Source organism: Halovivax sp. (assembly GCA_007119345.1).
GTDB lineage: Archaea > Halobacteriota > Halobacteria > Halobacteriales > Natrialbaceae > Halovivax.
Map to the genome: position 1 here is coordinate 1 of SKPV01000098.1, position 13,862 is coordinate 13,862.

12 protein-coding genes are annotated in these 13,862 nt (G+C 70.5%); 4 read left to right on the forward strand and 8 right to left on the reverse strand.

The window, feature by feature from the left end:
• Positions 1 to 253 precede the first annotated feature (253 nt).
• On the forward strand, positions 254 to 1,651 hold the full coding sequence (locus QZT59_RS06595) for a nucleotide sugar dehydrogenase (protein ID WP_290813161.1): 1,398 nt from the start codon (positions 254 to 256) through the stop codon (positions 1,649 to 1,651).
• An 813-nt stretch (positions 1,652 to 2,464) separates the two neighbouring features.
• Here the strand turns inward: QZT59_RS06595 and QZT59_RS06600 are convergent.
• Entirely contained in the window at positions 2,465 to 4,393 is a 1,929-nt protein-coding gene (locus QZT59_RS06600) for an ABC transporter substrate-binding protein (protein ID WP_290813164.1), read from the reverse strand.
• A 164-nt stretch (positions 4,394 to 4,557) separates the two neighbouring features.
• Complete coding sequence (locus QZT59_RS06605) at positions 4,558 to 4,923, reverse strand: hypothetical protein (RefSeq protein WP_290813167.1); 366 nt, start codon at positions 4,921 to 4,923, stop codon at positions 4,558 to 4,560.
• A gap of 504 nt (positions 4,924 to 5,427) precedes the next feature.
• On the opposite strand from QZT59_RS06605, the gene QZT59_RS06610 reads away from it, so the two are divergent.
• Positions 5,428 to 6,750, forward strand: coding sequence for an MFS transporter (locus QZT59_RS06610; RefSeq protein WP_290813170.1), 1,323 nt, complete (start codon positions 5,428 to 5,430; stop codon positions 6,748 to 6,750).
• 57 nt (positions 6,751 to 6,807) lie between these two features.
• On the opposite strand, the gene QZT59_RS06615 is transcribed toward QZT59_RS06610, so the two are convergent.
• Positions 6,808 to 7,605 carry a class I SAM-dependent methyltransferase gene (locus tag QZT59_RS06615; RefSeq protein WP_290813173.1) on the reverse strand — a complete coding sequence of 266 codons (798 nt, stop codon included), beginning with the start codon at positions 7,603 to 7,605 and terminating at the stop codon, positions 6,808 to 6,810.
• Positions 7,606 to 7,730: 125 nt separating this feature from the next.
• Between QZT59_RS06615 and QZT59_RS06620 the strand changes: the two genes are divergently transcribed.
• Positions 7,731 to 7,979: a CDGSH iron-sulfur domain-containing protein gene (locus QZT59_RS06620; protein WP_290813174.1), complete on the forward strand. Its 249-nt coding sequence runs from the start codon at positions 7,731 to 7,733 to the stop codon at positions 7,977 to 7,979.
• A gap of 26 nt (positions 7,980 to 8,005) precedes the next feature.
• Here the strand turns inward: QZT59_RS06620 and QZT59_RS06625 are convergent, their stop codons facing one another.
• The 5 genes from QZT59_RS06625 to QZT59_RS06645 all read right to left on the reverse strand — a co-directional run bounded on the left by QZT59_RS06625 (position 8,006) and on the right by QZT59_RS06645 (position 13,084).
• Positions 8,006 to 8,974: a sulfite exporter TauE/SafE family protein gene (locus QZT59_RS06625; protein WP_290813177.1), complete on the reverse strand. Its 969-nt coding sequence runs from the start codon at positions 8,972 to 8,974 to the stop codon at positions 8,006 to 8,008.
• Positions 8,975 to 9,094: 120 nt separating this feature from the next.
• Entirely contained in the window at positions 9,095 to 9,913 is an 819-nt protein-coding gene (locus QZT59_RS06630; protein WP_290813180.1) for an ArsR family transcriptional regulator, read from the reverse strand.
• Positions 9,914 to 10,254: 341 nt separating this feature from the next.
• Complete coding sequence (locus tag QZT59_RS06635; protein WP_290813183.1) at positions 10,255 to 10,893, reverse strand: hypothetical protein; 639 nt, start codon at positions 10,891 to 10,893, stop codon at positions 10,255 to 10,257.
• The gene (locus tag QZT59_RS06640) at positions 10,890 to 11,552 is read right to left on the reverse strand and encodes a hypothetical protein (RefSeq protein WP_290813186.1); all 663 of its coding nucleotides are present in this window, start codon (positions 11,550 to 11,552) and stop codon (positions 10,890 to 10,892) included. The genes QZT59_RS06635 and QZT59_RS06640 overlap by 4 nt, the downstream gene beginning before the upstream one ends.
• Positions 11,553 to 11,839: 287 nt before the next feature.
• Entirely contained in the window at positions 11,840 to 13,084 is a 1,245-nt protein-coding gene (locus QZT59_RS06645) for an acyl-CoA dehydrogenase family protein (RefSeq protein WP_290813188.1), read from the reverse strand.
• Between the two features lie 255 nt (positions 13,085 to 13,339).
• Between QZT59_RS06645 and QZT59_RS06650 the strand changes: the two genes are divergently transcribed.
• Positions 13,340 to 13,862 (forward strand): enoyl-CoA hydratase/isomerase family protein (locus tag QZT59_RS06650; RefSeq protein WP_290813191.1); only part of this gene is annotated, 523 nt, incomplete at its 3' end.

Below are 13,862 nucleotides of genomic sequence, written 5' to 3' on the forward strand. Positions count from 1 at the left end.
GCGGTGATTTCGGAGACCGCGACGCGGACCGGCGCGGTGATTTCGGAGACCGCGACGCGGACCGGCGCGGTGATTTCGGAGACCGCGACGCGGACCGGACGGGACTCGCCCGCGCCCTGGACCGGTCTTCAAACGGGCTGTCGGGTCCAGGTCGGTGGTCTCGCCACGACCCGCCCCGTCCAGACCGGTGGTCTCGCCACGTCCCGCCCCGTTCAGGCGGGCGGATCCCAGCGCTCGCGCCGGGTGGTCGCCCGTGAGCGAATCGGAATCCGCCTCGTCCCGGGCCCCCGACGCGCTCTACGGCTCGGCGGCCGACGACGAGGCGCGACGCCGGGCGTTTCTGCGGGGCGACGTCCCGATCGCGGTGTACGGGCTGGGCAAGATGGGGCTCCCGCTGGCGGCGGTCTTCGCGGAGACCGGCGGGCGGGTCGTCGGCGCCGATATCGACCCGGCGGTCGTCGAGGAGATCCGGGCGGGGCGCTCGCACGTGACGGGCGAACCCGGCCTCGACGAACTCGTCGCCGACCAGGTCGAGCGGGGCTCGTTGACGGCGACGACGGACCCGCGGGAGGCGGCGACCGAGGCGTCGGTCCACGTCGTGATCGTTCCGACCCCGATCACGGACCGCACCGAGCCGGACCTGGCGACGCTGGACGCGGTGGTCGCCGACATCGGCGCCGGCCTCGCGGCGGGCGACCTCGTGATCGTCGAGTCGACGGTGCCGCCGGGGACGACGGCCGGTCGAGTGCGACCGGCGCTCGAGGAGGCGTCAGGACTGGCCCTCGGCGAGTTCGGGCTGGCGTTCTGTCCGGAGCGGACCGCCAGCGGGCGCGCCCTGCGGGACATCCGGGGCGCCTACCCGAAGGTGGTGGGCGGCTGCGACGACGAGAGCGCGCGGGCCGCGCGGCTCGTCTACGAGGAACTCAACGACTCGGGGGTCGTCCCGGTCGCCGACGCGACGACCGCGGAGGCGGTGAAGGTCTTCGAGGGCGTCTACCGCGACGTCAACATCGCCCTCGCGAACGAGCTCGCGACGCTGGCCGACGAGCTCGACGTCGACGTCGCGGACGCGATCGAGGTCGCGAACACCCAGCCGTACTGCGACCTCCACGAGCCCGGTCCCGGCGTCGGCGGCCACTGCATTCCGTACTACCCGTACTTCCTGATCCACCCCTGCGAGACCGCCACGCCGCTGCTCGAGACGGCCCGCGAGGTCAACGACGCGATGCCCGCCTTCACCGTCGAGCGGCTCCGCGAAGGGTTGGCCCGCGACGGCAAGTCCCTCGAGGGCGCCGCGGTGGCGCTGCTCGGGCTGACCTACCGGCCCGGGGTCGAGGAACTGCGAGCGTCCCCGGCGATCGCGATCGCCGAAAGGCTCTCCGACCGCGGCGCCGAGATCTACGGGGTCGACCCGCTCGTCGACGAGGTCCCCGGGGTCGACCTCGAACCGCTGGCGCTCGAGGCGCTCGCCGAGGAACCGCTCGACGCGGTGGTCCTCGTGACGCCGCACGAGGAGTTCGAGTCGATCCCGTGGGCCGCGCTCGAGCGCTCGAGCGACGACCTCTCGGTGGTGGTCGACGGACGACGGACGCTCGACGAGACCCCGCTGGAGACGCGTCGGTACGCCATCGGTCGCGGGTTCGAGCCGTGATAGGTTCGACGCGGCTTCAGGGCGCCGTCTCGCGATGACGGCGTCTCGGGCGGTCGCGGTCGGGGGTTCGTCTCGCCGTGGCGCCCGCGCCGGTCGCGGTAGCCGGTTCGTCTCGCCGTACCGCCCGCACCGATTTCGGTCGGGACGACCCCGGCCCTCGCCGGCGAGCGGAACCGATCGCTCGCGGACGGTCGAGAAATGGAGGGCGGCGTTCGCGGCCGAACGATCGTCGAAGGCTCGTCGCCGTCCCGACCGCGAGGGGGCGGCGGGTCGACGCCGGCACCCGGGCGTCGAGGGCGCTCGCGGTCGGGACGGCGGGCTCGAGGGCGACGGTGGAATCGGCGGCGACCTCGCGCGTCGCCGCGCGGGCGCCACCCAACGTGGATCGGCGCGGTGCAACGCCGGGGAGCGCGACTGGTGCTGACGCGTCCCGTTCGTCACTCTCCCGCGGTGTGCCCTAATACCGGGGGCGCGTGTTCCGGGCGAGAAAACGCGGTTACCACCCGCTAGGAGGTCCGTCGAGCGGCGAGCGCTCGACGAAACCGGGGTCGGCCCGAACGGTGGCGGGCGTAACTGACTGCGAGTAGTGCCCGAACGGTGGCGGGCGTGACTGACTGCGAGTAGTGCCCGAACGGTGTGCGAACGTCCCTGCTTGCGAATAGTGTCCGACGAAGCGCAGACGTACCTGCTTGCGAATAGTGTCCGACGAAGCGCAGACGTACCTGCTTGCGAGTAATGCCTGAACGGAGTACGTGTGGGTCGAACGCACCATCGAAGGCGCGATTCGACGTCGATCGGCGGACTCTCGGCCGTTCAGTCGTCGGTGACCCAGCTCACCTGGCCCGAGGGCGGGTTGAACAGCGGTCGGTTGTACTTGAAGGAGTTGAACGGGTAGGCGTTCCACCCCTTCACCACCTCGTCGTTGACGATGTCGTCTTCCATGCCGAACTGGATCCACGAGACCGGCGGGTCCTCGAGCAGCGTCTCCCAGAGCTCCTCGTAGATGTCGCGACGGGCGTCGACGCCGTCCTCGCCGACGACCTCCGCGCCGTACCGCCCGTTGTCGATGAGTTCGGTGACGTCCTCGTTCTCGTAGTGGGTGTGGTTACAGCACGCCCCACCCCAGTGGTCGGGATGGGACACCGAGCGCGCGTAGCCGTCGGGCGTCCAGCCCGAGGAGAGCCCGACCATGATGATCTGGTTCTCGTCGTAGAGCTCGCCCGAGACGAGCATCTCGACGAACCGACCCCACTCGTAGGTCTCGATCTCGACCTCGAAGAGGCCGGTGTTCTCCATCGACTCGGCGATGAGCCCGACCATGTCGACGCGGTCGTCGTTGTCGGAGTTGGTGATGATGGTGGTCTCGAACGGCGCCTCGACGTCGCGCTCCTCGAAGACGTCCTCGACCAGGTCCGCACCGGCGTCGGGGTCGTACTCGTTGTGGTGGGCGAGCTCATCGGTGATCTCGTCCCAGTCGTGCACGCCGAGTTCCGACGAGACGGGCGAGAGCGGGAGCTCGGCCTCGGTGGCCCAGCCGTCGAAGACGGTGTCGACGATCTGGGGGCGCGGGATCATGTGGTTGACCCCGCGACACATCCGCGGGTCGTCCCAGGGCTCGACCTGGTTCGGGTACTCGAAGAAGTCGTAGCCGCCGCTCGTGAGCGCCGAGACGCGGAACTCCTCGGAGTCGTCGAAGTCCGAGAGCGTGTCGGCGGCGACGCCGTAGGTGTGGTCGACGATGCCGTCCTGGAGCGCCGCGGAGCGGCTCGGATCCTCGGGGATGATCTCGAAGTCGATCTCCTCGATGGGGGGCTGCTCGGGGAAGCCGTCGGGGAGCTCGAAGTCGTCGTCGGGGTGGCTCTCCTCGTACTCCTCGGGGTCGAACCAGTGGTCGTCGAACCGGCTGAGGATGATGTGGGATTCGTCCTCGTACTCCTCGAACTGCCAGACGCCGGTGCCGATCGGCTCGTTACCCTCGAGCGGGTTGACGTCGCCGGGTTCTGCGTCCCAGTACTGTTCCGGGAACACCTGGTTGGCGACGGCGTAGTAGAAGTCGGCGTCGGGCAGCTTCGCGTACAGGACGAGCGTGTGGTCGTCGGACGCCTCCGCGTGGAGGAACCAGTCCTGCATCTCGACGGCCCAGCGGTTGGCGCCGTCCCACCGCTCGTACGAGCGGACGAAGTGCTCGGCGGTGAGCTCGTCGCCGTCGTGGAACTCGACGCCCTCGCGGATGTCGAACTCGACCTGCATGCCGAAGAGCCCGTCCTCGGCGGCCTCCTGCCCGCCGTCCATGTCGAGAACCTCGCCGTCCTCGGTCGGCCCGATGAGCGGATCAGAGGTCGCCTCCTCCTCGTCGACCATGTAGTCGGCGTAATCCGCCTCGGTCAGGTCCTGGACCTCGATCTCCTCCCAGTCGGTCGCCAGCCAGGGCTGGGGCTCGCGGTCGTACCCGGTGGTCGTGAGCCCCTCGTAGATCATCTCGCCGCTGACCATGTTGGAGGTGGTGTCGCCGATCTGGGGCGGGTCCCAGTTCGGCGGGTCCTCGGTGAGACCCGAGTGGAGCGTCCCGCCCATCTCGATCTCGTCGTAATCGATCTCGACCATGCCGACGCCGTCCTCCGGCGCGAAACCGCGACCGTCGTCATCGTCGTCGTCTCCACCGAGACACCCTGCGAAGGCCGTCAGCGCGGCCGCCGCACCAGTGGTCTGAAGCACCTTTCGCCGATTGAGTTCGAACGGCATGGTTGGGACTCTTTCGCTCGATACATAGTCACCTGTCAGCGTTTTCTAACATGGAAAACGCACGAACCGCTGGATACTTCCGTTGGAATCGAACCGGGGATCGATCCGAACTGCGACGACCGTCGGGGAAAATGACACCCGTCCGCGGTGGCGCTCGATCGCGATCAGACGCGCGGACGCGCCGCGGGAAGCTTCCCGGCCGTCCGGTGGGTTCGAGTCAGCGTCCACGCGCGGTAGCCCACGGCGGGCGCCAGCGCGAGCAGTCCTAGCCAGACGACGGTCAGGATCCACCACTCGACACCGAGGTGCTCGCTGTTCCGCGTCGCCTCGCCGGGCACGTAGCCGTACTGGAGGTACGCTCCCACGAACAGCGGCCAGAACGCGGCGAGCATGACGGCGGCCGAACCGAGGATCACGATCGGGATCATCGCCACGCCGATCGCCAGGCCGCCGAGCAACTTGGCCCAGGCCCGCACGTACACGCCGATCGCCGCGACTCTCGAGGAGTGTTCGGTGATTTCAGTACTCATCACCATCTAGAAGGGTCCCGCCGTATTAAGTGTCTCGTAGCATGATACCATTGCTACCAACTCACTCGGAAAAACGAAAATTACCGGTTCAGCGGAACTGAATCGGTGAAATTCGGTTCGTGAATATGTGCTAGCTCGGTGATAATACCGGCCGTCCCGAGCGCGGGTCCGCGACCGACCGCGAACTCGCCGGCCGAACGCTTCTCCGATTCCGCGCGCACGGGTCGACAACGTTGGCCGACATCGTCGAACGCGCGCTCGAGGCACTCCACGTCGAGGGAGGGTTCGACGAATCGGTCGCCGAGAACCACCCGACCGTCGCCGCCACGATGCGGGACGTCCTCGACCCCGGGGAAGTCCGCGCGAACTGGGGGGACGCCGACGTGGTCGAGGTCCGCCAGGGCACGGCGACCGTCGACGGGAGGCCGCGGAGCCGCCGACTACCGGCCACATCGCCCGGGACCCGGTCCTTGAAAGGCCGTCGCCGGCGACGGTTCGAGGAAGATGACGAGCGCCGGCGCCGAGCCCGGAGCGAAACGAGCGCGCCGCCCGCTGGCGTTGCTCCGCGATCCCGAGTTCGCGGCGCTCGCCTCGGTCCGGTTCGTCAGCGGGATGGCGTTCGCGACGATCATCATCGCGCTGGCGCTGTACGCCGACCTCTTCGAGGCCTCCGGGCTCGTCGCCGGGCTCTTCGGCTCCGCCTACGCCGTCGTCCGGCTCGTGCTGGTGCTCCCGCTGGGTCGGAAGATCGATCTGGGCAACTCGAAGCGCTATCTGCTCTGGGGACTGGCGCTGAACGTCGCTCTGCTCGTCGGGTTCACCCTCGTCCAGGCGATCGAGCACGTCGTCTTCCTTCGGGGGTTCCAGGCCGTCGGCTCGATCATCCTCTGGATAACCGGCGTCGCCGTCGTGGGCGAGATCGCCCCCGACGACGGCCGGGCGCTGTGGATCGGGACCTACAACCAGGTGCGTTCGATCGCGAGCCTGCTGGGCGACGTCGTCGGCGGCGCGATGCTCTTCCTCTACGGGTTCCAGACGACGTGGACGGCCCTGACCCTCCTCACCTGCTGTTCGGTCGCGGCCGTCTACGTCTTCGTCCGGGACGATCCCGGTACCCGCTCGGATCCCGACGAAGCGACGGGGCTCGAAACCTTCGGGAAGCTGCTGCGCCGGCGGGCGATCGTCGCCCTCGTCGTCTTCCGGTTCGCGTTCAGCTTCGGGAAGATGGCCGTCATCATCTTCCTCCCGATCTACGCCCGCACCGCCTTCGGGATGAACGCCCTGCTGATCGGCGGGATCCTGGCCGGCGGCAAGCTCACGAAGGGGCTGGTACAGGGCCGCGTCGGCGAGTGGGCCGACCGCGTCGGCGGCTACCAGCGGTTCATCGTCGCGGGCACGGTGGGGTACGCGATCGGCACGGCGCTGATCCCCGCCGCCTCGCTCGTCCAGGGGACGGTCTCGCCGCTCACGATCGCGGGGTTGGGCCGCGAGATCGCGATCGGCGCCCCGTTCGTCGTCCTCTTTACCGCCTACGCGATCCTCGGCGTCGCCGACAGCTTCCGGCTGCCGACGAGCATGGCCATGTTCGTCGAGGAGGGCGAGCACTACGACGCGGTCGCCGGCAGCCTCTCGCTGCGATCGGTCTCCTGGCAGGTCGGCGCCATCGTCGGCCCCCTGGCCGTCGGCGGGACCCTGGACTACGTCTCCGTCGCCGCCGGGTTCTGGCTGGCCGCCGGCTTCATGCTCGTCGCCGGCGCCCTCTTCGTCCACCTCTACGAGGTCGAGCCGGATCCCGAACCGGTCGGCGCGCCGACCGCCGAGGACTGACGACGGCGACCCTCGCGAACGCCGCGCGGACGCGGGTGTCCGATGACGGTCGACCCGTCACGCCACGACCGCCCGCACCTGCAGGTACTCCACGCGAACGGCGTTGTCGGCGAACCACTCTTCGAGCGTCTCCAGCGCCGCGTCCCGCAGCCGCTCGCGGGCGGCGGGATCGGTCACCCGGCCCAGCACGGGCGAGAGGGGGCCGGCCTCCTCGGCGAAGTCGAGCCAGAAGTGTTCCGGCGAGACGTACCGGAACTCGAGGATCCGGCGCTCGAACGAGAGGTCGGCGGCGGCGGGGAACTGCTCGCGGACGAACGCCGGTCGGCCCCACTCGAGGTGCGCCCAGGGGTCGCCCGGCGGCTCGTCGACGTGCCGGGTGAGCACCTCGGTGAGCTCCCCGACGACGCCGACGGGCGACCAGGCGGTGAACGCGACGCGGCCGCCGGGCACGATCACCCGGCGGAGTTCGCGGCCCGCGACGGTCGACTCCGGCGCGAAGACGTGCCCGAAGCTCGAGAGCACGGCGTCGAACTCGTCGTCTCGGACGGGCAGCGCGACGGCGTCGCCGGCCACCCACTCCACCTCGTCGTCGCCGACGAGCGCCGCGCTGTCGGCCGCGAGGTCGAGCATCTCCCGCGAGAGGTCGACGCCGACGACCCGCGCACCCGACTGGCGAGCCGTCAGCGCGACGTTCCCGGTGCCACAGCCCACGTCCAGCACCGCGTCCCCGGGGTCGATCCCCGCGGCGTCGACGAGGCTGGCGTGGGCGGGCAGCATGTTCGGCGCCAGCGACGGGTACCGGCCGGTCGACCAGAGCGGCGAGCGCCCGCGATCGGCGGTGCTCGAGTTCGTCATCGGAGTCCGGAACGTCGCGGAGGAAAATAAGGGGCCGGGTCGGTGGCCGCCGTTCGCGACGGCCGGCGGACCGACCGCGAGGCCGCGCCCGCACGCCTTTGGCGCTCGGGCCCGGAGGCACGCGCATGTCGCGACTCGTCGAACTCGACGCGAACGGACCGAAGAAGCTCGACGCCTCGGATATCGACCCCGAGAAGGGCGACGTGGCGGTCTGTCGCTGCGGACTGTCGGCGTCGTTCCCGTTCTGTGACGGCTCCCACCGGCGGACGGCCGGCGAGGACCCCGAGACGCGCTACGTCTACGACGAGGACGGCACTCGACGCGAGGTCGAGCGCGTGGTGACCGGAGAGCCCGAGGTGGACGACCGGGAGTGATCCGTGAGGCCGACGGCCGCCGCCGCTCACAGCAGCGGCTGGTAGAACGGCAGCGGCGGGTGCGGCAGGTGAATCCCGTACAGCATCAGCCCGTGCTGGAGGGGGACGTACCCCAGCACGAGGAACGCGACGCCGAGCGCGCGGTGGAGTCGAACCCGGGTCCGCGGCCCGATCGAACTCAGGAGCGTCCCGTAGACGAACAGCGTGGGGATCGTCCCGAGGCCGAGGACGAGCAGCGAGAGCGCGCCCCGCACCGGGTCCGCCAGCGCGAACGCGTACAGGTAGGCGGGGTAGATGATCGGACACGGCAGGAAGCCGTGGACCGCGCCGAGGAGGGCGATCCCCGGTCCCGTGGCGAGGCGGTCGATCCTGGCGGTCAGCGCCCCCGACACGGCGGCGAAGGCGGAGCCGATCAGCGGGAGGTCGTGGCCCGGGACGCCCGCCCGCCCGCGGACGTAGTAGAGCCCGGCGAGGATGATCGCGACGCCGACGACGATCCCCGTCGCGGCCCGCACGTCGTTGCCGATCGCGACCGTCAGCTCGAACGAGGCGAACGCGACGGCGCCGAGGAGCGCGAAGAGTCCGCCGATCAGGGCGTAGCTCGTCGCCCGGCCCAGGTTGAACAGGAGGTGCTGGCGCACCTCGAAGAGCGAGAGGTCGTCCGACCGGCGCGCGGCGGTCTTCGCCGCCATCCGGTCGCCGTAGGCGGTCACGAGCGGGCCGCACATCCCCAGGCAGTGCGCGCCGGCGAGCAGCCCGATGACGAGGAAGACGACGAGGTCCGCGTGCTCGGCGACGGCGGCGCCGGTACCGTGGTCGTCGCCGGCCCCGTGGTCGCCGTGGACGAGGAAGCCGCCGGGGTCGCCGAGCGCGCTCGCGGCGGCGTTCGCCCCGCCGGCGTCGTACGCGGCGAGGACGCTCGCGGTCAGGGCGTCGAGCGAGGCGGTCGCGCCGCTCGTCGCCGACGCCGCCAGCAGACCGCCGAGCGCGTCCATTACGAGACGACTGGAACCGACCGGCTTTCCCTCTTGTGAATCGTCGCTCGGCGTCCGGTCGAGTGCCGATTCGCGTCCGACGGCTCCCGACGGCGAGCGGTCCGACACCCGCGAGGTCGGTCAGAACGGCAGGTGCTGGCGGAAGTCCTCGCTCTGGTAGTCCAGGTGGTCGAGTCGCGGGCCGAGCAGCTCGCGGACGAGGACGACCAGCGGATTGGCGGGGCCCGCGGCCGCGATCGCCCGCTCGGTCGGTTCGTCGCGGTCGTCGAGGCGGCCGACCATGACCGCCCGGCGGTCGGCGACCACGAGCCGTCCGAGCGCCGGGTGGGCCGCCGGATCGCTCGCGACGTCGCGCTGGGGCTCCCAGATCGTCGCGTCGGGGACCGATCGGCGGACGAGATCGCGAACGCCGATCGTGGGGGAGCCGACGGCGACCTCGACCCCGCGGTCGACGGCGTCCTGCAGCCGATCGAGACAGCCGCGCTCGAGCAGTCCGTCGGTCGTGATCACGAGGAACAGCTCTTCGTCGGCCGACTCGAACAGCCGCTGGCCGCGGTCGATCACCTCGTCGCGACCCTCGAGGACCTCGACGCCGACCGCGCCGTCGGCGTTCGCGACGGCGTCGAGGCGGTCGCGGATTTCGTCGAAGGCCGCCCCGTCGCGGCCGGGCCGGGAACCGATCGCCACGCTGGCGGTCGCCGGATCGAAGGAGACCAGCCCGGCGTCGTCGAGCGCCGGCAGCGCGGCGTGCCGAAGCTCGATTCGCAGGCGCTCGGACTCGTCCTCCGAGACCGTCGGCTCCTCGTCGCGGTCGGCGAGCCGTTCGGCCAGGGCGTCCACGTCGACGACGCCAGCCCCCTCGAGTTCGGCCAGGATCGCCCGGTTTCGCCGGTCCGCGAGGAGGCGAACCGCGGTCTCGTCAGGTTCTCGCGGCGCCATTAGCGAAACGCATTCCGCGCCGACGCTTAGCTGTAACGGGGGTGGCAGGTTCGTCCGTGCGGGCGAGCGGGGGACGCGACGGACCGGGAGAGCGGCGGACCAGCCGACGCGACGGACCGATGGGCGCGACGGACCGATAGGGGCGGCGTGAGCGGCGGGGGCGACAGATCGGCGGGAGGGGCGGGTCGGCCCGAGCCGGTCCCGACGGCCGACCCGTCGTCGTCACGGCGATCAGCGCGTCCACCAACCGCTCGTTCTCGCGGTTAGCGCCCGCCGGCGCCGTCGCGATTCGGCTCCGCGTACCGCGTCACGGGTTTCAGGTCCGCCTCGACGAGTACCGGTCACCGCCCGCCCCGGTCGGCCAGCAGGCACTCCCTGACGGTTTCGGCGACGCCCGACAGGTGGGCCTGCCCGAAGGTGGCGACGACCAGCGCTCCGAGGGTGTTGAACGCGATGTCGCGGACGGTGTCGTCGATGCCGTGTTGGGAGAGCGGCATAGTGATCGACGTCGCCTCCGCGGCGACGTCGAGCCCGAACTCGAACAGCTCCCAGACGACGCCGAACGCCATCACGACGAGCAGGATGTAGACGAACGCGAACCGTCGCGGCACGTGGATCCGCTCGCTGTGAAGGTCGACCGCCCGGACGAACGTGTAGCCGATCCCGGCCACGAGCGACGCGGACGTCGCGTGGGTCAGGTGGTCCCACCAGCCGATCGCGCCGTAGAGGCCGGCGGACCCCATCGTGTGCAGGAAGACGGCGGTCGTGATCCAGAGGCCGAGCCAGGGATCCAGCGGCACCCCGTAGTTTCGCTCGAGCAGCGCCGGGGCGAACGTGACGGCCAGGGCGATGGTCCCGTTCGTGATCGCCTTCGGCTGGGAGAAGGCGACGCCGTAGCCGACGATCGCGACCAGTAGCAGTTGCATCGCCCGCGTGAGTAGCCGCTGGTTCCGGACGGAGGGGCGGGGAAGGGCCGTCATCGACGGACCACCCGCCGAAGCCGGCGACGGAGGGTGCGGCCGCGCCGCCTGAAGTACGCGTCGAAGAGAATTCCGGCGACGAGACCCGCGAGGGTGACCCAGAGGAACTCGATCATCAGCGCCTCGTTCGCCGCCTCCTGGGACGTTCCCGGCTCCATCAGGAGCGCGGTCCCGAGGTAGCCGTCCATCGTCCAGCGGACGAGGGCCCACGCCGCCGCGGAGGCCATGGTCGTCATCACGACGAACGCGACGGCGAACCAGTGCGTGAGCCGGAGCTCGGTGAACATGTGGAGCTCGACGACGACGAGCAGCGCGAGCGCGGCGACCGACAGGTAGTAGCCGAACGTCCCGAGCTCGCCGCCGAACAGCGCGCGGACGAGAACCGGGAGCAGCGCCACGACGAGCAGTTCCCACGGGAGCATCATCCGCCAGTCGCGGTGGGCGGCCGGCGGAACGAGGACGATCGCGGCGGTCGCGGCGACGAAGAGCGCCCAGAGCGCGTCGCGGTCGAGCAGGCTCTCGACGAACACCAGACAGAGGACGCCGGCGAGGATCCACGAGAGGATGGCGTTGGTCCGCCCGCTCCGGAACAGGCGCGCGAGCGCGTCTTCGGACCCGGTGGAAGATCGCCCGTCGCGTTCGATCCCGTCCGTTTTCATTCAGTGGTGACTGTCGTCCCCTACTGATAAACTTGTGGCACCGTTCCGCGTCGACGACCGCCGGACCCACACCGAGGCTGGTCGGCGTCGTCGTCGCCCGCCGACACCCGTATCGGCGTCCGTCGTCTTCGTCCGCCGACACCCATATCGGCGTCCGTCGTCTTCGCCCGCTGACACCCGTATCGGCGTCCACCGATGCTGGTTTCGCGTCAGCGGACGTCCGCACCGACGGCCGCCGGCGCTGGTTTCGCGGCAGCGGACGTCCGCACCGACGGCCGCCGGCCCGATCAGCGCCCGCCGGCGCCGCCGCGATTCGGTTCTCCAAACCGCGTGAGGGGCTCCAGTTCGGCCTCGTCGACGTCCTCGAAGGCGTGGCGGGCGATGACCCGACGGTGGACCTCGTCGGCGCCGTCGACGATGCGGAACGCCCGGACGTTCTCGTAGAAGTCGGCAAGCGGGAGGTCCCTTCCGATGCCGTTGGCGCCACAGCACTGGACCGCGAGGTCGATCGCGTCCTGGACGACGCTCGCGGTGAACACCTTGCACATCGAGACGGGAATCCGGGCCTCCTCGCCGACGGCGATCCGGTCGGCGGCGTCGCGGATGGCGGTCCGGGCGACGTGGAGGCGGGTTTCGGCGTCGGCGATCCGGTGACGCAGGGAGTCTTTCTCCGAGAGCGTCGAGCCGAATCCCTCCCGTTCGCTCGTGTACGCCTTGGCGATCTCGAGCGACCGCTGGGCCATCCCGGAAAAGCGCATGCAGTGGGTGAGCCGGGCGGGGCCGAGGCGCTGTTGGGCGTGCAGGAAGCCCGCGTTCAGCTCGCCCAGCAGGTGCTCGTCGGGGACGCGGACGCCGTCGTAGACGATCTCGGCGTGGGAGGAGCCCCGGGTCCCGCCGCCCATGTGGGGGACGTTGCGGACGACGTCGACGCCGTCGGCTTCTGCCGGGACGATGAACAGCGAGCAGCCCTCGTAGGGGTGGGCGTCCCGGTCGGTCCGGGCGAGGACGATCAGGAAGTCGGCCTCGACGCCGTTGGTGGTCCACCACTTGTGCCCGTCGATCACCCACTCGTCGCCGTCCCGCTCGGCGGTCGTGCGGATCATCTTCGGATCCGAGCCGCCGCCCTGCATGGGCTCGGTCATCGAGAACCCGCTGACGAGGTCGCCCTCGACGAGCGGCTCCAGGTACGTCTCCTGCTGGAGGTCGGTCCCCGCGAGTTCCAGCAGGTGCATGTTGCCCTCGTCGGGCGCGTCGACGCGCATCGCGGTCGCACCGAGGAGGCTCCGGCCGGCCTCCTCGAAGACGGGGAGGGCGTCCCGAAAGCTCTCGCCCATCCCGCCGTGGGCCTCGCCGATCTGGGGGGCGTAGATGTCGTACTCCTCGCGCGCGGTCTCCCGGAGGTCCGAGACGGTTCCGTCCGAGACCGTCATCCCGCCGATCCGTTCGCGCTCCAGCGGGAGGACGACCTCCTCCATGAGCGCGTTCGCGCGCGCCGCCAGCTCGTTCGCTCGGTCCGAGTCCGCGTACTCCATACGCCCCCTGCTCTCGCCCGCGTGGTAGCTGTTCCGGTTCGTTTCGCTCGAATGGAATTGAATCGAACCAGGGCAGTGACCATCGTTACGAACTAGTCCAGGATAACCGAACGATGGTCGCGTTCGGGCGCTATCGGTGTCGGTCGGAAATCGGGGCCGGATCCCGGCGGCACGACCGACCCCGACTCGCGGCCGATCCGGCGCCGCCCGGGTCGGACGAACACAATTATACCTCGGTTGTGAGTGTACGCACGTATGGCAGCCATCCGCACCGAACGCCACGACGACGAGCCGGTCGCCACGGTCGTCATCTCGAACCCGGAGCGACGGAACGCGGTCTCCCGCGAGGACACCCAGGAACTCGCCGCGACGATCGCGGCGCTCGACGAGGACGACGACGTCCGCTGTCTCGTCCTCACGGGCGAGGGCGACGCCTTCTGTGCGGGCCTGGACCTCACCTCGGTCGGCGGCTCACCCACGGCGGAGCTGGTCGACCGAAGCTTCCACGCCGCCGTCCGCGAGATCGCGACCTGCGGAAAGCCGGTGATCGCGCGGGTCGACGGCCCCGCCGTGGGCGCGGGAGCCGCGCTCGCGATCGCCTGCGACCTGGTCTACGCCACCGAGTCCGCGGAGCTCGGCTTCTCGTTCGCGAAGATCGGGCTCACCGCCGATACGGGAGCGACGTGGAATCTCCCCCGGCTCGTCGGCGTCCAGACCGCCTTCGAGCTGCTCGCTACGGGCCGGATGGTGGGAGCCGCGGAGGCCGCCGAGCTGGGCC